Consider the following 22963-nt stretch of genomic DNA (forward strand, 5'->3'; position numbering starts at 1 on the left):
GTAACCGTCAGCCGACCGGCAGCGCCGCGACCAGCCGACGGATCGTGTCCGTCGCCAGCGCCGGGCCGGCGGCGGCATGGTGGGCCAGCTCCTCGTCGTCGAGCAGCTCGGCCAGCCGGGCCGGCGGCAGGTTCCGGTGGCGGGCGAGCGCGGCCCGTACGGCGGGGTCCGGGTCCCGGGTGAGCCGCTCCACGGTCGCGGGCGCCGTCCCGGGGTCGCGGGCGGCCAGCGCCCGGACCGCGGGGTCCTCGTCGTCGGCGTACGCCGCCAGCCCGTCCGTCGGGAACCGCGGCCGCAGCAGGAGGTCCTCGCGTCCGGAGCCGGTGTACTCGAGGAAGGCGCGCAGCAGCAGGGCCGGCGGGGCGTCGGGGTGGTTCTGCGCCAGCAGGACACGCACGCCGAGGTCGTCGTCGCCGGCCAGCCGCGCCAGCAGATCGGGCGGCAAGGTGTGATCCGTCGCGGCCCGCCGGCGCAGCAGCGGGTGCGCGGAGAGCGCGTCCCTGCGGACGGCCTCGGGGTCGCGGGGCGTCAGCGGCGGGTGACAGTAGGGGAAGACCCCGTCCGGCGGGACCTCGTAGTCGATCCCGGCCCGTTCCTCCTCGCTCCACGCCGGATGGACGGAGACGGCGAGCCGCACCCCCGGGTCGGGGTCGATGGCGAGCGCCCGGCGTTCGGCCGGCCCGAGGTCCGCGCGGTGCGCGATCCGCTCCCGTACCTCCGGGTCCGGATCGGCGGCCAGGAGGACCACGACGTCCGGGGGGAGACTCGGGTTGTCCGCGATCATCGACCGTTCCTCCGGCCCCGCCGGATCGGTGAGGACCCGGTCCACGAGGGCGCGGCCGAGCGCGTCGTGCAGCAGGACGTCGGTGCGGGAGTGGCAGGGGTGCGCGGGCACCATGCTCTCCACCCACGCCGGATCCTCGTGACGCAGATGCCGTTGCGCCGCCTCGCGGACGTCGTCGTCCGGGTCGGCCAGCAGGGCGGCCCGTGTCCCGGCGGGCAGCGAGCGCCAGGCGCCGACACCCCACAGGCGGACCTTCGCCACCGGATGCGTGGGCAGGGACCGGCGCAGCCCGGCGGAGAACTGCTGGTAGAGCTCGAAGCCCAGGTCCTCGTTGCCGTACGTGCTGATCATGTGGACCACGGTCTCGTCGGGCAGCGGCCGGAGCCCGACGGGATCGGTGGTGCGGGGACCGGCGGCCAGATGCGCGCGGACGAACCACTCCGGATCGTCCACCAGCCGCGCCCGCTGCGCCGGATCGACGTGCGGATTGCGGGCGAAGAAGCTGCGGGTGTACGTGTCCGGGTGGGCGATCACGGCGTCGACGACCGCCTCGGGCAGCACCCGGTCCCGGCACAGCACCATCCGCACCGCGAGCGGGGCGTGGGCCAGCAGCCGCAGCAGGACCTCCTCGGGAGCGGTCGGATTGAGCGCCAGCCCGGCCAGCCGTCGGGTGGGCAGATCGGCCTCGTCCCAGATCTGGTCGGGTGTGGGCATGGGTTCGGTTCCCCCCGGTACGACGAACGGGCCCCCTGCCGGCGCAGGGGGCCCATGACCTTATCCGCTCGGGTGCGCGTCTACCGGCGGCGGGTGCCGATCGTCACGACACCGGTGACCTCGGCGCCGTCGGCTCCGCCGTCGTAGAGCACCTCGCCGCCGGACTTCTTCCAGATCTTGATCAGGAAGGTGTCCGGGCCGTCCGTCGCGGTGACGCGGAAGGCGTAGCCGCCCTTGCCGTCGACCGTGCCGGAGCCCTCGAGGACGGCCCGGGAGCCGGTGACGACCAGCCAGTCCGTGGCGGTGGAACGGAACTTCAGACGGGCCGGTCCGTAGTCGAAGGTGACGAGCCCGGCCGGTGTGCTCGCCACCGGCAGGTAACCGACGGCGAGGGAGAAGAACGCCTTGCCGGTCAGCGCCGGCCGGGCGGACCAGGCGCCCGCCGGCGAGTCGACGAGACCGGCGCCCGCCACCGGGCCGGCGGCGCGGTCGTACACGACCAGCTCGGGGAGCGTCCTGCTGTCCGAGGCGCCGTCGTCGTCGGTGACGGTGATCACCGGGCGGTGCAGGCCCGCCGAGGTGTAGGTGTGCTCGGCGCGGCAGCCGGTCGCGGTGACCGTGCCGTCGGCCGGCCCGCCGCCGTCCTTCCATTCGACCGTGCAGGTGTGGCGGTCACCGGTACCGGGATCGTCGAACCGGGCGGTGACGGCCGTGCGACGCCCGGCCGGAACCGGGGACGACGGGCCGGTGGCGGAGGTGATCGACGGGGCCGCGTTCGTCACCGTGACCACGGCCGTGTCGGTGCTGCGGCCGCCGGTCAGGGTGAGGGTGAAGGTGCCGTCGTCGGTGCAGGTGACCGTGGTGCGGGCGGCGGCCGGGTCCGCGACCGTGCAGGGCGCGTCCGGGTCCGCCGTCCACTTCGGGCTGCCCGCCCCGGACAGGGTGCCGTTCAGGGCGAGGGCGTCGCCCTCGACGCCCTCGGCGTCCGGGCCGGCGTGGACGACGGTGACCGGGTCGATGCCGGTGAGCGTGGGGACGACCTTCTCGATCAGCCCGTCGGCGTCGAACTCCAGCTTGTCGACGGTGGTCTCGCGGTGGGTGCCGTCACCGCCGGGGATCGCGAAGCGGTGGTAGGCGATGTACCAGTCGTCCGTGCCCGGTACCTGGACGACGGAGTGGTGGCCGGGGCCCTTGATGCCGAGCGAAAGGTCCTTCTCCAGGATCACGCCCCGCTTGGTCCACGGGCCGGTGGGGGAGGGGCCGGTGGCGTAGGCGACCCGGTAGTTCTCGTCCCGGGTGTCGTTCTCCGACCACATGAAGTAGTAGGTGCCCTTGCGCTTCACCACGAACGTGCCCTCGTTGTAGCCGCTCGGGGTCATGTCGGTGATCTTCGAGGCGTCGAAGGAGACCATGTCGTCGTCGAGCGGGACCACGTAGGCGTGTCCGTTGCCCCAGTACAGGTACGACCGGCCGTCGTCGTCGGTGAGGACCGCCGGGTCGATCATCTGGCCGCTGTAGGTGCCCGCCTTCAGCAGGGGCTGCCCGAGCGCGTCCTCGAACGGGCCGGTCGGGGAGTCCGAGACGGCGACGCCGATGCTCGCGTCGGCGCAGAAGTAGAAGTAGTACTTACCGTCCTTCTCGGCGATCGTCGGCGCCCAGGCCCTGCTGTCCGCCCAGCTCACGTCCGGACCCAGGTCGAGGACGACGCCGTGGTCCGTCCAGTGCACCAGGTCGGTGGACGAGTACGCCTTGAACTGCGTACCGCTCCACCCTTCGAAGCCGTCGGTCGTCGGGTACAGGTAGAAGGTGTCGCCGAAACGGACGATGTTCGGATCGGCGTTGAGGCCCGGCAGCACCGGGCTCCTCATCTCCAGCGCGGAGACCGTCCAGGTCCGCTCGACCCCGTCGGAGCCGGTGACCTCGTACGTCACCGGCTCGGTGAAGTCCTGCACACTGCCGGAGGCGGGGCTGATCGCCGCGCCGTGGGCCAGGGTGAACTCCGGCGCCAGCGCGGTCGGATCGGTCCCCTCCTTCAGCGGGAGGGTGATGCGGCTGCCCGCGTCGTCGATCAGCGCGTCGACCTTGAGCGCGGGGTGGGTGGCCCGGGCGATGCCCGTGGTGTTGCCGCTCAGCTCCAGCACCTCGGCGGCGGACAGTGCCCGGCCGTAGATCCGGAAGTCGTCGACCTCACCGCCGAAGTACGGGTCGGCGGAGTACAGGGAACGGCCGATGTAGCCGCTGTGGTCCTTGGCGGAGTCGTACAGCTCGGACGGCTCGATGGTCACACCGGTGGTGCGGGCCGCCTCGATGCCGTCCACGTACAGGACCATCGTGTCGGTCGAGCCGTCGAGGGTGACCGTCACGTGCCGCCACTCGCCGGCGGTGAGCGGGGAGCCCGCCGTCAGCTTCGACTCCGCCGACCAACTCGCCTTGGTGATCGCGGAGTAGAGCTTCGAGGAGCCGTTGGAGGGGCTGGCGAAGAGGTACTTGTCGCTGTCCGGACCGAGTCCGAACAGCCACTGCCAGCTGCTGCCGCCCTTCCACTTCGCGTAGGTGGAGACGGTGACGCTGCCGGCGTCCTTCAGCACACCGTTCGGGATCTTCACGTACGGCGAGTCGCTCGCGCCGGACATGCTGAACGATCCGCCGTCGACGCCGGTGCCGAAGGCGGGCGTACGGACATAGGTGCCGTGGTGGCCGTGGCCGCTGGCGTCGCGTGCGACGCTGCCCGAGGTCTCGTCGAAGCCGTAGTGCAGGAGCAGGTCGGCGGGGACGTCGGGGCCCTCGGCGGAGACCGTCACCTCGGCCCGCACCGGCAGTGCGGCACCGTCCGGCAGACCGCCCGTCACGGTGAAGGTGCCGGCCTGCGCGTACGCCGACTCCGGGACGTCGTCCCAGGCCACGGCCACCGGGCGCCGGACTCCGTCGGCGTACGTGGCGATCACGGTCGCGGGCAGCACCGGCGCCTGGCCGATCCGCGTCCTCACCGTGATGTCCTCGACGCTCTCGACGAGCTGGTCCGGCTGGTAGGCGCGCAGCAGCCGGTCGTACTCGGCCTGGGTGACCGGCAGCACCGTGCCGTGCCGGGGCCTGGCCGGGAGGTCGTAGTCGGTGGAGGGGGTCCAGGTGCCGGAGGCGAGGTCGGTGGTCTCGAACGGGAGGTAGCCGCGGCCGCCGAACTCGTCGAGGAACGCGTACCACTTCTCCTCGGTGTTGGACTTGAACACCAGCGGGCCCTCTGCCGCGTTCATCGCGCCCTTGCCGATGCCCTCGGCGACCGCGTCCCAGGAGAGGTCCAGCAGCGAGTCGCTCTTCTCCTCGAAGATGAACTTGCTGTTGGGCGTGGAGGAGGAGTTGTTGCGCTCGTCCTTCGACAGACGGAAGTACGTGCCGTCGTGCTGGATCACCGTGGAGTCGATCACCGAGTAGCCGCGGTCGATCCAGACCTCGGGCTCGCTGAAGGTGTAGAAGTCACGGGTGGTCGCGTACATCATCCGGTTGTAGGTGTCGCCGGAGTGCGCCTCGTCGGCGTACAGCTTCGACGCCCAGAACACGACGTACTCGCCGCGCTCGCTGTCGTAGTACGCCTCTGGCGCCCAGGTGTTGCCGGCGCTGTCCGGGGAGACCTGCACCAGTCGCTGGTCCGTCCAGTGGACGAGGTCGGTGGACTCCCAGACCATGATGGACCGGCTGCCGGTGCGCTGGGCGGCGTCCCAGTCGCCGTTGCCGTAGATCCTGAGGTCGGTGGCGATCTGGTAGAACTTGTCGCCTTCGGGGGAGCGGATGATGAACGGGTCGCGCAGGCCCCGCTCGCCGAGCGTGGAGGTCAGGACGGGCTCGCCGTCGTTCAGCTCCCGCCAGTTCAGCGGGTCGTTCCCCTTGCTGAGGGCGGCGTAGAGCTGCTCGCCGTTCGCGGTGCCCTCGCCGGTGAAGTAGCTGAACATGTAGCCCTTGAGGGCTTCCCGTACGGGGAGTGCGGGGACCTCGGCGGTGAACACGCGGGTCGCCGTCGCCTCGCCCTTGGTGACGGTCGCGGTCAGCTCGGCCGTGGTGTCGCCCGTGCCGTGCGCGGGGCGGTGGACCACGCCGTCGGCGGAGACGACGTCCTCGCGCGCGGCGGACCAGGTGACGTGCGTGCCGTACAGGCCGCCGGCGGGGAGGGTGAGGTTGCCGCGGGCGTCGTCGAGGTTGCGGACGGTCAGTGCCTTCGCGGCCAGTTCGGCGGCGGTCGTGTCGTCGAAGGCGGAACGGACCGTGACGTCGAAGGCCCTGGTGGCCGTGACCGTGCCCTTCGTCAGGGTCGCGGTGAGCGTGGCGTGGCCGTCGGGCTCACCCGCGGCCGGGCGGGTCACCTTGCCCGTGTCGCTCACCACGCCGGTGGCGTCGCTGGCCCAGGTGATCGTGGAGCCGCCGGCCGGGCCGGTCCTCGGCAGGGTCAGGTCGTCCGTGACGGCGCTGGTGTCCCCGAGGTCGAGGGCGGTCCGGTCGTCCTCGACGCCCTGGGCGGCCACGGGGAGGGCGAGCCGCTCGACCTCGTCGTCGCTCAGCGCACGGTCGTAGACCCGGAAGTCGCGCATGCTGCCCTTGAACAGCTTGTCGCCCGAGTAGACCGACCTGCCGAGGGCGTTGGCGGTGGTGGTGCCCGCGCCGATCGCGCCGGGGGTGATCGTCACCGAGGTGTTGCGGGCGACCTCGACGCCGTCCTCGTACAGGACGCCGGTCGTGCCCGTCTGGGTGTAGGTGAGGTGCTTCCACACCGAGCGGGTCAGGTTGTGGGAGTCGGCGGGCCTGGTGGTCTGTTCCGTCGACCAGTTGCCGGTGGCGATCGAGGTGCGCAGGGAGTTGCCGGTGGCGAACAGGTAGCCGTTGCCGTTGCTGCCGCTGGAGTTGCCGAAGCCGTACAGGAAGTACGGCGTGGACTGGGTGGCGTCGATCTTCACGTCCACGGCGACGCTGATCGACGTCATGCCCTTCATGACGTCGTTCGGCACCTTCACGTAGGTGTCGGAGCCGTTGAAGGCGAGCCCCTGGCCGGACGTCGACCAGTCGGCCGCCCCGTTCACCGTGCCGTCGCGGCCGTGGCCGGAGGCGTCGGCCACCGTGGTGCCTGACGCGCCGTCGAGCTTGTACCAGAGGGCCAGCCCCTCGGTGACGTCGGCGGTCTCGGCCGCCCGGGCCGGAGCCGTGGTGGTGACGAGCCCCGTGAGCAGGGACACGGCGGTCAGCGCGGCCAGGTGTCCCGCCCGGCCTCTCGCGCGAAGTCGTTGTCTGTGCGCCATAGGGGACCGCCGTTTCAGCCGTGTGACGTGATGTTGCGTGAGTGTCAAACGGTGCGCAGGGCCGCGTCAAGAGTTTTCGAACAATGTCCGACTGGTCGAACAGGGTGGGATGCTCTCCAAGGGTCCCTGCTCAGGCGCGAGTTGAGGGGTCCGCGGGATGCAGCCACGAGGTGAGCGCCCACCACCAGTGCAGGGCGTCCAGCGGCCCGGTGTCGCCGTCGGTGAGCGAGGCCGAGGTGATCTGCCGGAGCCGGCCGAGCCGGTAGCGCACGGTGTTGGGGTGGGTGAACAGCGCCGCCGCGGTCTGGTCGAGCCGACGGCCGTTGTCGAGGAACGCCAGTGCGGTGAGCGCGAGTTGGCGGTGGAAGCCGTTCCCGGGATCCAGCTCCCCGAGCAGCTTGCGGCTCAACAGCGACGCCAGTAAGGGCTGTTCGGCCAGGGCGATCCGGGCGGCGAGATCCGTGACCTCGTACAGCCCGCGCAGGCCCTGCTCCCGGCCGAGACCGGCCGCGCGGACGCACAGCCGGTACAGCGCGGGCAGTTCGGGCAGCGTGGCGGCGGGCGCGACCACCACCAGCGCCTCGGGGTCGATCTCCCCGGCCGCCGGCGGCCGCGGGCCCAGCCCGGCCAACTGCCCGTCGAGCGGCGCCGTGACCACGTGCGGCGACCGCAGCGCCCGGCGGCGGGCCGGCAGCGCGGCGAGCACATGGTGCCCGCCGGCCGCGTCCGCCCGTACCCCGGCCCGTGCCAACTCCTCCGCCCGCGGCGGGACTTCACCCAGGAGGGCCTGGCGCAGCAGCCGTGTCCGGACGGCGTCCAGTGCGCGCGGCGATTCGTGCTCGGCGGCGCGATAGCCGCCCACCACATGACGCTCGACCGCGTTGCCGTACTCCTGGAGCCGCAGCACCACGGAGAGCAGCACCGCGTCCGGCACCCCCGCCGACCGGCACCGGTCCACCGTGATCTCCGCGGCGCGGGCGAGCGCCGCCTGCACCCCGTGCAGTACGGCGGTCATCGTGACGCCCTGCACGGCGCGGTCGGCGCCCAGCAGCAGGGCGGCGGTGAAGTCCTGCTCCTCGACCGAACCCGACCGCTCCAGGGTGGCGAACCAGGGGCCGGCCGCCCGGATCATCGCCGTCACATGCGAACGGGTCGCCTCCTCGGTGAGCCGGGACAGCTCGGGGGAGCGGCTGCGGGCCACGCGGACCAGTTCGCCGCACACGTCGGGGTCCCCGGCCATGTCCCGCAGGACCGCCGTGACCTGCTCCGGTCCGTGAACGACCGTCATGGTCCCCCTCCCGCCCGAGCGCTGTCGCCCGGCCACAAGCAGGCGATCGCCGTGTTGGCGCCCGCGCACTATCGCAGTGCTGTGTCGGCCTGGTTTCCTGTTGGGCTACCGACGGTAACAGCGCAGGTGTCGCAGGAACACCCCTCACGCGACGCCCCCCCCCCCCCCGCCGAGCCCCGCCCTGCCCCGACACCCGCGCCCCGACACCTGCGCCTCGCCCCCACCAGCGCCGCACACGCTCCGCCCGGCCCCCCGCCCCGCACACCCCCTGCCCCGCCCCCCCCACGTCGCACTTCCCCCGCCCCGCACCCCCGCCCCGCATCGCCCAGGAGGGCCGCCCATGGACACCCCCGAAGCCGCCGCCGGTATCACGCGCCGCCGCGCCCTGACCGTGGCCGGCGGGGTCGTCGCGGGCGCGAGCCTCGCCGCCCACGCCTTCCCGGCCTTCGGTGCCGAGTCGCAGGCCGCCGACGCCATCGTGGTCGGCCACGGACTCGCCGGCCTCGTCGCGACCGCCGAACTCGCCGCCGCCGGCCGCAAGGTGCTGCTGCTCGACCAGGAGCCCGAGGCGAGCATCGGCGGCCAGGCGTTCTGGTCCTTCGGCGGACTGTTCTTCGTCAACTCCGACGAACAGCGCCTGATGGGCGTCAAGGACACCTACGACCTGGCCTGGCAGGACTGGCAGGGCACCGCCGGCTTCGACCGGGGGATCGACGACCCCGCCGGCCAGGACTACTGGGCCCACAAGTGGGCCAAGGCCTACGTCGAGTTCGCGTCCGGCGAGAAGCGCTCCTGGCTGGCCGGGCTCGGGGTGCAGTGGTTCCCGATCGTCGGCTGGGCGGAGCGCGGCGGCGGCCTCGCGACGGGACACGGCAACTCGGTGCCCCGCTTCCACGTCACCTGGGGGACCGGCCCCGCCGTGGTCGAGCCGTTCGAGAAGAAGGTGCGGGCCGCGGTCGACGCGGGCAAGGTCACCTTCAGGTTCCGCCACCGGGTGGACGAGATCGTCACCACCGGCGGCGTCGTGACCGGGGTGCGCGGCGCGATCCTCGAACCCAGCAGCGCGGCTCGCGGCAAGCCCAGCTCCCGCACGGTCGTCGGCGACTTCGAGCTGCGCGCCCCGGTCGTCGTCGTCACCTCCGGCGGCATCGGCGCCAACCACGACCTCGTCCGCCGGAACTGGCCGGCCCGCATGGGCACCCCGCCGAAGTCCATGGTCACCGGCGTCCCCGCGCACGTCGACGGCCGGATGCTCGCCATCACCGAGAAGGCGGGCGGCCGGATCGTCAACCCGGACCGCATGTGGCACTACACCGAGGGCCTCAGGAACTACGACCCGATCTGGCCGGGCCACGGCATCCGCATCCTCCCCGGCCCGTCCTCGATGTGGTTCGACGCCAGGGGCAAACGGTTCGACGCCCCCGACATCCCGGGCTACGACACCCTGCACACCCTGAAGACCATCGCCGACTCCGGCTACGACTACTCCTGGTTCGTCACCACCCAGAAGATCATCGCCAAGGAGTTCGCGCTCTCCGGCTCCGAGCAGAACCCGGACCTCACCAACAAGAACGTCTGGCAGCTGCTGTCCCGGATCTGGCAGACCCCGGAGCCGATCGAGAAGTTCAAGAACAAGGGCGAGGACTTCGTCGTCGCGACCACCCTCACCGACCTCGTCGCCGGCATGAACAAGCTGACCGGCACCTCACTGATCGACCTCGCCGACCTCAAGCGGCAGATCGAGGCCCGGGACCGGGAGATCGACAACGCGTACACCAAGGACGTGCAGGTCATGGGCATCCGCAACGCCCTGAACTACACGGGCGACTCCCTCAGCCGCACGGCCTCCATCCACCGCATCCTCGACTCCGGCGCCGGCCCGCTGATCGCCGTACGGCTCAACGTGCTCACCCGCAAGACCCTCGGAGGCCTCCAGACCGACCTCTCCGGCCGTGTCCTGGACAGCTCCGGGAACCCCGTGCCCGGTCTGTATGCGGCCGGAGAGGTCGCAGGCTTCGGCGGCGGCGGCGTCCACGGCTACCGCTCCCTGGAGGGCACCTTCCTCGGCGGCTGCCTGTTCTCCGGACGGCAGGCGGGCCGGGCCGCCGCGGCGGCCACCGCGACCTGACCGCCTCGCCGGGCACGGCCCCGACCCGGCAGCCTTTCAGATCACGGTCCAATCGAGCGAGACATGCGGTGAGTGGCCCGACTCACATGGCCAACCCGGTCACTCACCGCCACGATGGGTCCCGTCACCGGCAGGCTGAAGGGGTCCAGGATGTTCCGCAAGGTACTCGTCGCCAACCGTGGCGAGATCGCGATCCGTGCGTTCCGCGCAGGCTACGAGCTGGGCGCGCGCACGGTCGCCGTCTTCCCGCACGAGGACCGCAACTCGCTGCACCGGCTCAAAGCCGACGAGGCGTACGAGATCGGCGAACCGGGGCATCCGGTGCGCGCCTACCTCTCCGTGGAGGAGATCGTGGGCGCCGCCCGCCGGGCGGGCGCCGACGCCGTCTACCCGGGCTACGGGTTCCTCTCCGAGAACCCCGAACTCGCGCGCGCCTGCGAGGAAGCCGGCATCACCTTCGTCGGACCCGACGCCCGTACCCTCGAACTGACGGGCAACAAGGCGAGCGCGGTGGCCGCGGCCCGTGCGGCGGGCGTCCCCGTGCTCGGCTCGTCCGCGCCCTCCAACGACGTCGACGAACTGGTGCGCGCCGCCGAGGAGATCGGCTTCCCCGTCTTCGTGAAGGCGGTCGCGGGCGGCGGCGGCCGCGGCATGCGCCGCGTGGAGGACCCGGCCACCCTGCGCGAGTCCATCGAGGCCGCCTCCCGCGAGGCCGCGTCCGCGTTCGGCGACCCCACCGTCTTCCTGGAGAAGGCCGTCGTCGACCCCCGCCACATCGAGGTGCAGATCCTCGCCGACGGCGCGGGCAACGTCATCCACCTCTTCGAGCGCGACTGCTCCCTCCAGCGCCGCCACCAGAAGGTCATCGAGCTGGCGCCCGCGCCCAACCTCGACCCCGAGCTGCGGAGCCGCATCTGCGCCGACGCCGTGCGCTTCGCCCGCGAGATCGGCTACCGCAACGCGGGCACCGTCGAGTTCCTCCTCGACCCCGACGGCAACCACGTCTTCATCGAGATGAACCCGCGCATCCAGGTCGAGCACACGGTGACCGAGGAGGTCACCGACGTCGACCTGGTCCAGGCCCAGCTGCGCATCGCCTCCGGCGAGACCCTCGCCGACCTCGGCCTCTCCCAGGACACGGTCACCCTGCGCGGCGCCGCTCTCCAGTGCCGCATCACCACCGAGGACCCCGCCAACGGCTTCCGCCCCGACACCGGCCGCATCAGCGCCTACCGCTCCCCGGGCGGCTCGGGCATCCGGCTCGACGGCGGCACCACCCACGCCGGTACCGAGATCAGCGCGCACTTCGACTCCATGCTGGTCAAGCTCACCTGCCGGGGCCGTGACTTCCAGGCCGCGATCGGCCGCGCCCGGCGTGCCGTGGCCGAGTTCCGCATCCGCGGCGTGGCCACCAACATCCCCTTCCTCCAGGCCGTCCTGGACGACGCCGACTTCCAGGCCGGGCGGGTCACCACCTCCTTCATCGAGGAGCGCCCGCACCTGCTCACCGCCCGGACCTCCGCCGACCGCGGCACCAAACTGCTCACCTACCTCGCCGATGTCACCGTCAACAAGCCGCACGGCGAGCGCCCCGACCTGATCCACCCCGGCACCAAGCTGCCGCCGCTGCCCGCCGGCGAGCCGCCCGCCGGTTCCCGGCAGCGGCTGGTCCACCTCGGCCCCGAGGGCTTCGCCCGTCAGCTGCGCGAGTCGCCGACCATCGGTGTCACCGACACCACCTTCCGCGACGCCCACCAGTCGTTGCTCGCCACCCGGGTGCGCACCAAGGACCTCCTCGCCTCCGCCCCGCTGGTCGCCCGCACCCTGCCCGAACTGCTCTCCCTGGAGTGCTGGGGCGGGGCCACCTACGACGTCGCCCTGCGGTTCCTCGCCGAGGACCCCTGGGAGCGGCTGGCCGCCCTGCGCGAGGCCGTCCCCAACATCTGCCTCCAGATGCTGCTGCGCGGCCGCAACACCGTCGGCTACACCCCGTATCCGACCGAGGTCACCGACGCCTTCGTGCAGGAGGCCGCCGCCACCGGCATCGACATCTTCCGCATCTTCGACGCGCTCAACGACGTCGGCCAGATGCGCCCCGCCATCGACGCCGTCCGCGAGACCGGCACCGCGATCGCCGAGGTCGCGCTCTGCTACACCTCCGACCTGTCCGACCCGAACGAGCGCCTCTACACCCTCGACTACTACCTGCGTCTCGCCGAGCAGATCGTCGAGGCCGGCGCCCATGTCCTGGCCGTCAAGGACATGGCGGGCCTGCTGCGCGCCCCCGCCGCCGCCAAGCTCGTCTCCGCGCTGCGCCGCGAGTTCGACCTGCCGGTCCATCTGCACACCCACGACACCGCGGGCGGCCAGCTCGCCACCTACCTCGCCGCGATCCAGGCCGGCGCGGACGCCGTCGACGGCGCGGTGGCCTCCATGGCCGGCACCACCTCGCAGCCGTCACTGTCCGCGCTCGTCGCCGCCACCGACCACTCCGAGCGCCCCACCGGCCTCGACCTCCAGGCCGTCGGCGACCTGGAGCCCTACTGGGAGGGCGTCCGCCGGATCTACGCCCCCTTCGAGGCGGGCCTCGCCTCCCCGACCGGGCGCGTCTACCACCACGAGATCCCCGGCGGCCAGCTTTCCAACCTGCGCACCCAGGCCGTCGCGCTCGGTCTCGGCGACCGCTTCGAGGACATCGAGGCGATGTACGCCGCGGCCGACCGCATCCTCGGCCACCTCGTGAAGGTCACCCCCTCCTCCAAGGTGGTCGGCGACCTCGCCCTGCACCTGGTCGGCGCCGGGGTGTCCCCGAAGGACTTCGAGGCCGCGCCCAACCGGTACGACATCCCCGACTCCGTCATCGGGTTCCTCCGCGGCGAACTGGGCACCCCGCCCGGCGGCTGGCCGGAGCCCTTCCGCACCAAGGCCCTCGAAGGACGCGCCGACGCCAAGCCCGTCCAGGACCTCTCCGCCGAGGACCGCGACGGCCTCGAGAAGTCCCGCCGCGCCACCCTCAACCGGCTGCTCTTCCCCGGCCCGACCCGCGACTTCGACACCCACCGCCAGGCCTTCGGCGACACCAGCGTCCTGGACAGCAAGGACTTCTTCTACGGGCTGCGCCCGGGCCAGGAGTACGCCGTCGACCTCGAACCCGGTGTCCGCCTGCTGATCGAGCTCCAGGCGGTCGGCGAGGCCGACGAACGCGGTATGCGCACCGTGATGTCCACCCTGAACGGCCAGTTGCGGCCCATCCAGGTCCGCGACAAGGCGGCCGCCTCGGACATCCCGGTGACCGAGAAGGCCGACCGGGCCGACCCCCGCCATGTCGCCGCCCCGTTCGCGGGCGTGGTCACGCTCGCGGTCGCCGAGGGCGACGAGGTGGCGGCCGGCGCCACGGTGGCCACCATCGAGGCGATGAAGATGGAGGCCACCATCACCGCGCCGACGGCCGGCCGGGTGAGCAGGCTGGCCATCAACCGGATCCAGCAGGTGGAGGGCGGCGACCTGCTCGTGGTCGTGGGCTGAGCCGACGGCCGCCGGCGGTCACCCGTCGGCGGCCACGTACCGCACACCCTGTCCGCCCTGTCCGCCCTGTCCGGCCTCTCCTGGCCGGACTGGCCGGGGTGGTGCCGGGGCCCGGTTCCCCCGGGACCGGCCCTCCGGCGCCGCTGCCCGTGAGGGCAGCAGGTCTGCCCCCGCGTCCGGTGACGCGCGCCGGGCCGGCGGCTAGCGTCCGTGCGTGAACTACCGCACCTTTGCGCAGCGGCCGTCGGCACACCGTCCCGGGCGCGCCGCGTGAACGACGAGCAGGCTGTCGAGACACCTCCGCGGGACACCGCCGACCGTGACACCCTTCCGCCCGACACCCCCGGGCACGAGGACCCCGCACCGGCGTCCCGCGCCGCCCCGGAAGCAGCCACCGCGGCGTCGCCCGCCGCCCGCCCCCGCCGCAAGGGCCCGGGCGCCTTCACCCTCCTGGTCCTGCCCGGACTGCTCACCCTGTCCGCGGTGGCCGGACTCCTCGCCCTGACCGGCGGTTTCCCGCCGGACTGGACCGAGGGCGAGAGCACCCGGCAGGACGCGGCGAGCGGGATCGACGAGACCTACGGGCCCTGGCTGCGCAAGGCGGCCGACGCCTGCACGGTCGTCACCGCGTCCGTCCTGGCCGCCCAGATCGACCAGCTCACCGGGTGGGACGACGACACCGGCGGCCCCTCCGGCGAGCGGGGCATCGCCGCCTTCACCGACGCCGAGTGGCGGACCTGGGGCAAGGACGACGACGGCAACGGGACGTCCTCGCCGCGCGACCGGGCCGACGCCATCATGGCGCTCGGCCGCCAGGACTGCTCCCTCGCCCGTGAGGTCACCGACCTCAGGACCGACGGCACCGTGAACGGGGACCTCGTGGACCTCACCCTCGCCGCGTACGCCGTCGGCACGGACGCGGTGGCCGAGGCGGGGCGCGTCCCGGCGGATGCGCGGACCTACCTCACCGAGGTGAAGGCCCTGTTCGCGACGTACGAGGAGTTCGACCGGGAGGACCTGGTCGACGACGGCGCACAGGCGAACGCGATCCTGGCCGCACCCGTCACCACCCTCACCGTCACCTCCCCCTACGGCTCCCGCAAGCACCCCCTCACCGGTGTCACCAAACTCCACACCGGCGTGGACTTCGGCGCACCCCGGGGCGCCCAGGTCTCGGCGGCCCGCGACGGCCAGGTGGTGTTCGCGGCCATGACCAGGGCCTACGGCAACCGCGTCGTCGTCGACCACGGCACCATCGAGGGCAAGCGGCTCCAGACGACGTACAGCCATCTGTCCCGGATCGACGTCACCGCCGGCCAGAGCGTGCGCACCGGCACCTCCGTCGGCCTGGTCGGCTCCACCGGCCTGTCCACCGGCCCCCACCTGCACTTCGAGGTGATCTACGACGGTTACTACACCGATCCGCAGCCGTGGCTCACGGCGTCCGGCTGACGGCCCGGGAGCCGGACGACCGGGCGGCACCCCGGTGCCGGGGCGGCCGACGGTGCCCGCGCGGTCACCGCAGGACGGCCTCCCAGGTGTCCACGGCGAAGTGGACGGTCATCCCGTGGCGGGCGTAAAGCTGCGGCGCGCCGGTCGGGTTGGAGGTGTCCACGCCGAGGCCGACCACGTCCCGCCCCCGGGCGGCGAACGCCGCGAAAGCGTGCCGCAGCAGCAGGCCGGCGAGACCGTGGCCCCGTGCCTCGCGCAGCACACCGATGCTCCGGATCCAGCCCATCGCCTCGCGGTCGTCCCGGGCCAGCAGGAACCCGGCGTCGCCGAGTTCGTCCGTCGAGACGATCCACACCAGCGACCAGTCGAGGCCCGTGGCCCCCACGTCGTGCAGCCAGGGCTCGTAGGCGCGCGGCTGGAAGTCGAAGTGGTCGGCGAAACTCGCCTGGTACAGCTCATGGACACGCGCCCGGTCCGCCGCTTCGGCGCACGGCCGCAGCCGCACCCCCGCGGGCGGCTCCGGCGCCCGGTCCGCCGCGGCATCCACGGGCCGGCGCAGCACGTGATAGCGCCGTACGACGGACCAGCCCCGCCGGCGGATCAGCGCGGTGTCCAGCGTGGGCCGGGTGTTGAGATGCAGGTGCACCACGGCCCGCTCGGCGCCGTTCTCCCGCGCCTTCGCCAGCGCCCGGTCCTCCATCGCCTCCAGGACGGTCAGGCCCGCGTCCTGACGGTCGGGCAGGACGTAGTGGTCGATGTCGATCCGCTCGCCCTCGGACTCGTCCCACAGCAGCCCGTAGACCACCAGGTGGTCCCCGTCGAAGGCGAGCCAGGAGTCCCGCTCCAGATCGGTCCCGGGATGCTTGAGGTCGGTCTCGACGGTGTGCAGATCGGTCTCGGGCCGGCCGATCTCGATCAGGTCGATCTCGTTGAGCAGGCCGGTGATCGCGGGCGCGTCGGCGAGGGCGGCGGGACGCAGGACGTAGGACATGGGTGCCAGGGTCCGGGGGAAGGGCCCGGCCCGCAACGCATTTTGAGGTGGTGCGCAATGCAGCCGTGAGCCCTGTATGCGCCCCCGTGTGCCTGGGCAGAATCCGTTCTGCCAGTGATCATGCGGGTGGGGTGACCCATGCCCCGCCCCGAACTACCCGGGAAGGCAGGTCGGTTGTCGTGCAGTTGCGTCTTCCCACCTCCATATCCGAAGCACAACGCTGCCTGGCGGAGGGGGCGGTACCGATCGGCGGGGCGACACTCGTGTGGGCCGCCTGGCAGCGGGACGGCTTCCCCGAGCAGGCCGTGTCCCTGCGCAACCTGCCCGAGGCCAACGCCGTCGGGCCCGAGGAGGTGGGCGGGGCCGTACTGCTGCACCGGGTGGACGCCACCGTGCCGGAAGTGCTGCACCGGGCGGCCTCCCGGATCGGCACCGGCGCGGTGCGCCGCACGGCCACGGTCGGCGGCAACATCGTCGGCAGCACGCTGCGCTGTCTGCTCCCCGCCGCGCTCGTCCTCGACGCCCGGGCCACGGTCCTCGGGTCCGACAGCGTCTACGAGACCGATCTGACCGAGCTGGTGGCGAAGCGTCACGTCCTGCTCGGTCTGCGCTGGCACACCCCGCTGGCCAGCGGCTACCGCAAGCTGGAGGGCGACCCGGGCGGCCCGCCGCCCCTCGTCGTCGCGGCGGCGGTGCACTCCGACGGCGCCCGCCCCGGGCACCTGCGCGTGGCCGTCCGCGACGGCTACGACGTGCTCAGCGAGTCCACGCCGTACACCCCGGACGCCGACTCGGCGCTCCACGCGCTGGACGGCACCGACCTGGGCGGGCTGCCGGCCGCGGCCCGGGAAGCGGTACGTGAGCAGGTCACGGACGTGCTGGCCCGCAGCGCCGCGGGCTGAGCCCCGGACCGCCGCCGGGGCCCGCCGGCCTCAGGTCTCCCGGACCGGCGCGTACACCTCCTGACTCAGCCCGAACGTCCAGGCGACCCCCTCCTTCGCCGTCCGGGTCGACGGCGGTACCCGCAGCCAGTACGTCCGGTGTGTGCCGTCCGGCTCCGGGGTGGAGTTGAGGACCTCCACCATCACGACCGGCTCGTCGTCCGCGAGGTCGATCCGCCACAGCGTGCCCGTCCCGTCCCGGTGGACGGGACGGGCGCCGGAGTCGGCCAGGTAGCGGTCGTAGCCGTAGTACTCCAGCATGACGCGGCGCAGTTCGGCGTTCTCCTCGGAGCGGATCCGCTCCGGGGTGAGCGAGGGCAGCTCGGCGAGGAACTCCGCCGGGACGGGCATGCCGCGCCAGGCGTACAGGGCGAAGCCGTCGGGATAGGCGAGCGCCGGGCCGTCCCCGTGGTCGAGCCGGCCCGCCTCGTCGCGGTGCAGGGCCACCGGCCGCTCGCACACCACGGCCACCCGCGCGAACGGCCACCACCAGCCGGCGCTGCGGCACACCGCGGCCAGCCCGTCCAACGGCCCGTCGTCCGTCGGGAAGGCGGCGAGCCACGGCGCGTCGTGCTGCCCCAGCACGGCGTCCAGCAGGATCAGCCGTACCTCCGTGGCCGCCTTCCCGGTCTCCCCGCCGGCCAGCTCCTGAAGGACACCGGCCCGGATCCGGTCCACCAGCGCCTGCGCGGACTCCCACAGCCGGCCGCCGGTCGCCGCCCAGTGCGCCGACCAGCCCGTGGCCCCCAGCTCGGCGTGCGCCCGGCTCCGTGCGCGCGCCCAGGGGGCGCTGCGGACCGCCTCGCGCACGCAGGGGCCGTGCTCCGTCAGCTCCCGGACCAGCGTGACCGCCTCCCGCGGCGACGCCGCCCACACCACCCGCTCCGGCTCCGCGAGCCCCGCCCGCCGGTACGCCCGCCGGATGCCCTCCTCGGCCGCCGCGCGGTCCGCGGGGGCCGTCGACGAGGCCCACGCGCGCCACCGGCGCAGACCGTCCGAGGACCGCCCCTCCCCGTCCCCCGCAACCTCCGCCTCGGCCACCGTCGTCTCCCGGATGTCCGTGCCGTTCATTCGCCCCTCCGTCACCCTCGGTCCCGCCCCTGGTCAGCCGCTGCTCAGTCCGCCACGATCCGCACGGACCCCGGCACGTACTCCCGCTGTCTGATCACCCGGTACCAGCCCTTGGGCAGCACGATCGCCGCGTGCTCCTCGTGCACCACCCGGCCGCCCTGCGGCAGATGCAGCAGCAGCGGACCGAACGGCCCCGGCTCACGCACCAGCTCACCCGGCCCGACGACCGCGTGGGCGTGCCCGGTGACCTCGCCCAGCGCCAGCACCAGCCGGCCCCGCCCGTCGCGCCGCTCCTTCGGCGCCCGCGCCACGTGCGCCGGCACCGCCGCCTCCGCCACGGGCACGATCAGCACGTCTCCCTGCCGGTACATGGCTCTCCCCTCACCGCCGGATGCACCGCGCACCGGCCCTGTGACCACGACCGTACGATCCGCCACTGACAACGTCCCGAAGCCCGCCCCCGCCGACGGGCGTTGTCAGTGCCTGTTGGTAGAACTGCGGGCATCACGGACCGCACACCTTTCCGCCAGGAGCAGCCGCATGAGCCACCCCACCCACCTCGTCGCGCTGTACCGGCTGCCCGCGTACACCTTCCCGGGCCCCGGCGAGCGCACCGACGACCTGCCCGACCCGGACTCCTTCGCCTGGCGGATCACCAGCGACGTGTACGACGCCGACGAGGAGTGGACGGCGGCCTTCGCCCGCTTCTGCGACGCCGTCGACACCACCCGGGTGAAGGCCCTGATCGTGGGCGCCTGGAAGGAGGCGTACGACACGGACCCCTCCGACGTCGTCGAGGCCCTGCTCGCCGCCCGGGACCGCTTCCCCGCCCTGCGCGCGCTCTTCCTGGGCGACATGGAGTCGGAGGAGTGCGAGATCTCCTGGATCAACCAGACCGACGTGACCCCGCTCCTGGAGGGCTTCCCCGCGCTGGAGGAGTTCGGTGTGCGCGGCGGATCCGGGCTGCGCCTGACCGCGGTGAGCCACGGGGAGCTGCGCAGGCTCGTCGTGGAGAGCGGCGGACTGCCGGCGGAGGTCGTGCGCGGCATCGGCGGCAGCGATCTGGCGGCGCTGGAACACCTCGACCTGTGGCTCGGCACCTCCGAGTACGGGGGCGACAGCGAGGCCGCGGACCTGGAGCCCCTCCTGTCGGGCGCCCGGCTGCCGAGGCTGCGTCACCTGGCGCTGCGCAACAGCGAGATGCAGGACGCGGTCGCCGCGGCCGTCGCCTGCGCGCCCGTGGTCGCCCGGCTGGAGGTGCTGGACCTGTCCATGGGCGTCCTGACCGACGAGGGCGCCGCCGCGCTCCTCGGCGGCCAGCCCCTCACCCACCTCAAGAAGCTCGACCTGCACCACCACTACCTCACCGAGCCGATGCAGGACCGCATCCGGCAGACCCTCGAAACGGTGGGCGTCGAGGTGGACCTCGACCGCGACGACGCCGACGAGGACGCGGACGACGACGGCACGGTCTGGCGCTGGGTCGCCGTGGGCGAGTGAGTTCACCGCACCCGGACCGGCCGCGTCTCGCCGTGGTCGGCAACCCCGAGAACCGCCGGATCGCCCTCTTCACGGACGCGGTGCGCGCGGCCGGCCTGCCCGGCCCGCGCGTCGTCCCCTGGACGGACGTCCTGCGCCGCGGGGGAGCCGAGTTCGCCGCCGACGAGACCGTCCGCATCGACTCACCCGGCGAGAACACCGAGGTGGACCGTCTGCTGCGCGGCACAGACGACCCCACCCGGGTCGAGGGCTCGGGCCGCTGGTACGCCGGGTTCACCGCCGCGCTGCGCTCACTGCGCGGCGGCCGGCGCCTCGCCGACCCCGACGACCTCGCCGTGCTGTTCGACAAACGGCTCTGCCACGGCGTCCTCGACGCGGCCGGGGTCCCCGTCCCCGCCTCACCCACCTCGGGCCCGGACGGCACGCCGGTGCGCGGCTGGGACGACGTACGGGCCCTGATGCGCGAGCACGGTATGCCGCGGCTCTTCGTGAAGCCCGCGCACGGGTCCTCCGCGTCGGGCGTCCTCGCCGTCGAGTCGGGCGGCGGCGGCCGCATCAGGGCCACCACCTCCGTGGAACTCACCCCGGACGGCCGGCTGTACAACTCCCTGAAGGTGCGCCGCTACGACCGCGAGCACGACCTCGCCGCCATCGTCGACACGCTCGCCCCGGACGGCCTGCACCTCGAACGCTGGCTGCCCAAGGCCTCCCAGGAGGGCCGCGCCGCCGACCTCCGGGTCGTCGTGGTGGCCGGCCGGGCCACCCACGCGGTGCTGCGCACCAGCCGCTCGCCCATGACCAACCTCCACCTCGGCGGCAGCCGGGGCGACCTCGACGCGGCCCGCCGGGCCGTCGAGGCGGCCGGCGCCCGCTGGGCCGACCTGCTCGGCGTCTGCGAACGGGCGGCGGCCTGCTTCCCGCGCACCCTCTGCGTCGGCGTCGACCTGCTGCCCGCGGTCGGCTGGCGGCGGGCGGCCGTCGGCGAGGTCAACGCCTTCGGCGACCTGCTGCCCCGGCTCACCGGCCTGCCCGGCAGCGGCGCCGAGGGCCTGGACACGTACGCCGCCCAGGTGGCGGCCGTCCTGCGCGGACCGCACCACCAGCACAGAACAGGAACACCCCATGCCTGAGCCCGACATGAACGAGGTCGTCGGCAGCCACGACATCCTCCTGGTCACCCTCGACACCCTGCGGTACGACGTGGCCGTCGAGCTGGCCGAAGCGGGCCGCATCCCCAACCTCGCCCGCCATCTCCCGGCCGGCCGCTGGGAGAAGCGCCACGCCCCGGGCAGCTTCACCTACGCCTCCCACCAGGCGATCTTCGCGGGCTTCCTGCCGACCCCGGCCGCCCCCGGCCCCCACCCGCGGCTCTTCGCGGCGAGCTTCGCGGGCAGCGAGACGACGGCCGGCGGCACCTTCGTGTACGACACCCCGGACCTCGTCTCCGGCCTCGCCGAGGCGGGCTACCACACGGTGTGCATCGGGGGAGTGGGCTTCTTCAACCGGCAGGGCCCGCTGGGCTCGGTGCTGCCCGGACTCTTCCACGAGGCGCACTGGGAAACGGAGTTCGGTGTCACCTCACCCGACTCCTTCGAGAACCAGATCGCCCGCGCGGAGCGCGTCATCGGTGAACTCCCCGCCGAGCAGAGGCTGTTCCTCTTCGTCAACGTCTCCGCGCTGCACCAGCCGAACTGGTTCCACCTGCCCGGTGCGACCCGGGAGGCCGGCGACAGCCGCGACACGCACGCCGCCGCACTCGTCCACGTCGACCGGCACATCGGCCGGCTCTTCGCCGCCGCGAGCAGCAGGCGCCGCTGCTTCGCGATCGTCTGCTCCGACCACGGCACCGCCTACGGCGACGACGGCTGGACCGGCCACCGCCTCGGCCACGAGTCCGTGTGGACCGTGCCGTACGCCCACTTCTTCCTGGACCCCGCCGAGGCCGCTCGATGACCACCGCCCAGCTCACCAGCCCCTATCAGCACTACGTCTACGCCTACCCGCACAAGACCGCCTACCGCGGACTTGAGGACCGTCCGGCGCTCCGGGACCTCTGGGCCGCCGAGCCCAAGGACGCCCTCTCCCTCTACCTGCACATACCGTTCTGCGAGGTCCGCTGCGGCTTCTGCAACCTCTTCACCCGCATCGGCGCCCCCGACGGCCTGACCGGCGCCTACCTGGACGCCCTGGAACGCCAGGCCACCGCCGTACGCGACGCCCTGGGCGCATCGGAGGAGGTCCGGTTCGCCACGGCGGCCTTCGGCGGCGGCACCCCCACCTTCCTCACCGCGGCCGAGCTGGAGCGGCTCTGCGATCTCGCCGAGCACCGGATGGGCGCCGACCTGCGCGCGATCCCGCTGTCCGTCGAGGCCTCGCCCGCCACCGCCACCGCCGACCGGCTCGCCGTCCTGGCCGACCGCGGCGCCACCCGCCTGAGCCTGGGCATCCAGAGCTTCGTCGACACCGAGGCCCGCGCCGCCGTACGCCCGCAGCGCCGCGCCGACGTCGAGGCCGCCCTCGGCCGGATCCGCGACACCCGCATCCCGGTGCTCAACATCGACCTCATCTACGGCATCGACGGCCAGACCGAGCGGAGCTGGCGGCACTCCCTGGACGCGGCCCTGGCCTGGCGGCCCGAGGAGCTGTACCTCTACCCGCTCTACGTCCGCCCCCTCACCGGCCTCGACCGCCGCGGCCAGGACTCCGGACCCGACCCGGCCTGGGACGATCAGCGGCTGCGCCTGTACCGGGCCGGCCGCGACCACCTCCTCGCGCACGGCTACACCCAGCAGTCCATGCGCATGTTCCGCCGCGCCGACGCCCCGTCCCAGGGCGCCGACGACTACGCCTGCCAGACCGACGGCATGATCGGCCTCGGCTGCGGCGCCCGCTCCTACACGGCCGGACTGCACTACTCCTTCGACTACGCCGTCGACATGCACCAGATCCGCGGCATCATCGACACCTATGTGTCCACGGCCGACTTCTCGCACGCCGAGGTCGGGTACGCGATGGACGCGCACGAGGCGCGCCGCCGCCATCTCCTTCAGTCCCTGCTCCAGGCGGAGGGCCTGCCGGCCGACGACTACCGGGCCCGCTTCGGCGGCACCCCCGCCGAGGACTTCGGCCCCGAGCTGGGCCGCCTCGCCGACCGCGGCTGGCTGGACCACACCGACCCGACGACGCTCCGGCTCACCCCGGAGGGCCTCGCGCACTCCGACGCCATCGGCCCCGAGCTGTTCTCCCCGGCCGTGCGCGCCGCGATGGCCCGCTACGAGAGGAAGTGACCG

Annotated in this window: 14 protein-coding genes; 8 read left to right on the forward strand and 6 right to left on the reverse strand. The window is 73.2% G+C overall.

All coding sequences use genetic code 11. The features are described from left to right. Positions 1-7: 7 nt before the first annotated feature. The 3 genes from IE275_RS02105 to IE275_RS02115 all read right to left on the reverse strand — a co-directional run bounded on the left by IE275_RS02105 (position 8) and on the right by IE275_RS02115 (position 8065). The gene (locus tag IE275_RS02105; RefSeq protein ID WP_189706798.1) at positions 8-1498 is read right to left on the reverse strand and encodes a hypothetical protein; all 1491 of its coding nucleotides are present in this window, start codon (positions 1496-1498) and stop codon (positions 8-10) included. Positions 1499-1578: 80 nt separating this feature from the next. Further along, a complete protein-coding gene (locus IE275_RS02110; RefSeq protein WP_189706800.1) occupies positions 1579-6777 on the reverse strand; it encodes a family 43 glycosylhydrolase in 5199 nt (1732 codons plus the stop codon). Positions 6778-6907: 130 nt separating this feature from the next. Further along, on the reverse strand, positions 6908-8065 hold the full coding sequence (locus IE275_RS02115; protein ID WP_189706802.1) for a helix-turn-helix domain-containing protein: 1158 nt from the start codon (positions 8063-8065) through the stop codon (positions 6908-6910). 340 nt (positions 8066-8405) lie between these two features. Here IE275_RS02115 and IE275_RS02120 point away from each other — a divergent pair, with 340 nt between their 5' ends. From IE275_RS02120 to IE275_RS02130, 3 genes are all read left to right on the forward strand, one after another. After that, positions 8406-10193 carry an FAD-binding dehydrogenase gene (locus tag IE275_RS02120; RefSeq protein WP_189706804.1) on the forward strand — a complete coding sequence of 596 codons (1788 nt, stop codon included), beginning with the start codon at positions 8406-8408 and terminating at the stop codon, positions 10191-10193. Between the two features lie 150 nt (positions 10194-10343). Further along, on the forward strand, positions 10344-13718 hold the full coding sequence (locus tag IE275_RS02125) for a pyruvate carboxylase (protein WP_189706806.1): 3375 nt from the start codon (positions 10344-10346) through the stop codon (positions 13716-13718). 270 nt (positions 13719-13988) lie between these two features. Then, positions 13989-15170 carry a M23 family metallopeptidase gene (locus IE275_RS02130; protein WP_189706808.1) on the forward strand — a complete coding sequence of 394 codons (1182 nt, stop codon included), beginning with the start codon at positions 13989-13991 and terminating at the stop codon, positions 15168-15170. 64 nt (positions 15171-15234) lie between these two features. Here the strand turns inward: IE275_RS02130 and IE275_RS02135 are convergent, their stop codons facing one another. Then, positions 15235-16161 (reverse strand): GNAT family N-acetyltransferase, encoded by a 927-nt coding sequence (locus IE275_RS02135; RefSeq protein ID WP_189706809.1) that lies wholly within the window; start codon positions 16159-16161, stop codon positions 15235-15237. A gap of 179 nt (positions 16162-16340) precedes the next feature. Between IE275_RS02135 and IE275_RS02140 the strand changes: the two genes are divergently transcribed. Continuing rightward, positions 16341-17063 (forward strand): FAD binding domain-containing protein, encoded by a 723-nt coding sequence (locus IE275_RS02140; protein ID WP_189706811.1) that lies wholly within the window; start codon positions 16341-16343, stop codon positions 17061-17063. A gap of 30 nt (positions 17064-17093) precedes the next feature. Here the strand turns inward: IE275_RS02140 and IE275_RS02145 are convergent, their stop codons facing one another. After that, on the reverse strand, positions 17094-18173 hold the full coding sequence (locus tag IE275_RS02145; RefSeq protein ID WP_189706813.1) for a DUF6745 domain-containing protein: 1080 nt from the start codon (positions 18171-18173) through the stop codon (positions 17094-17096). 44 nt (positions 18174-18217) lie between these two features. After that, positions 18218-18544: a DUF8820 family protein gene (locus IE275_RS02150; RefSeq protein WP_189706815.1), complete on the reverse strand. Its 327-nt coding sequence runs from the start codon at positions 18542-18544 to the stop codon at positions 18218-18220. A 169-nt stretch (positions 18545-18713) separates the two neighbouring features. Between IE275_RS02150 and IE275_RS02155 the strand changes: the two genes are divergently transcribed. From IE275_RS02155 to IE275_RS02170, 4 genes are read left to right on the forward strand one after another with little or no spacing between them, the layout of a single operon-like run. Beyond that, the gene (locus IE275_RS02155; RefSeq protein WP_189706817.1) at positions 18714-19673 is read left to right on the forward strand and encodes an STM4015 family protein; all 960 of its coding nucleotides are present in this window, start codon (positions 18714-18716) and stop codon (positions 19671-19673) included. Then, complete coding sequence (locus IE275_RS02160) at positions 19670-20803, forward strand: STM4014 family protein (protein ID WP_189706819.1); 1134 nt, start codon at positions 19670-19672, stop codon at positions 20801-20803. Before IE275_RS02155 ends, IE275_RS02160 begins: the two co-directional genes overlap by 4 nt. Positions 20804-20810: 7 nt before the next feature. Beyond that, positions 20811-21626 carry an STM4013/SEN3800 family hydrolase gene (locus IE275_RS02165; protein WP_189707362.1) on the forward strand — a complete coding sequence of 272 codons (816 nt, stop codon included), beginning with the start codon at positions 20811-20813 and terminating at the stop codon, positions 21624-21626. Beyond that, positions 21623-22960, forward strand: a complete 1338-nt coding sequence (locus IE275_RS02170; RefSeq protein ID WP_189706821.1) for an STM4012 family radical SAM protein — start codon at positions 21623-21625, stop codon at positions 22958-22960. Before IE275_RS02165 ends, IE275_RS02170 begins: the two co-directional genes overlap by 4 nt. Positions 22961-22963: the final 3 nt, after the last annotated feature.

The sequence above is a fragment of the Streptomyces phaeofaciens genome, from assembly GCF_014648915.1.
In the GTDB taxonomy this organism is placed as follows: Bacteria; Actinomycetota; Actinomycetes; order Streptomycetales; family Streptomycetaceae; genus Streptomyces; species Streptomyces phaeofaciens.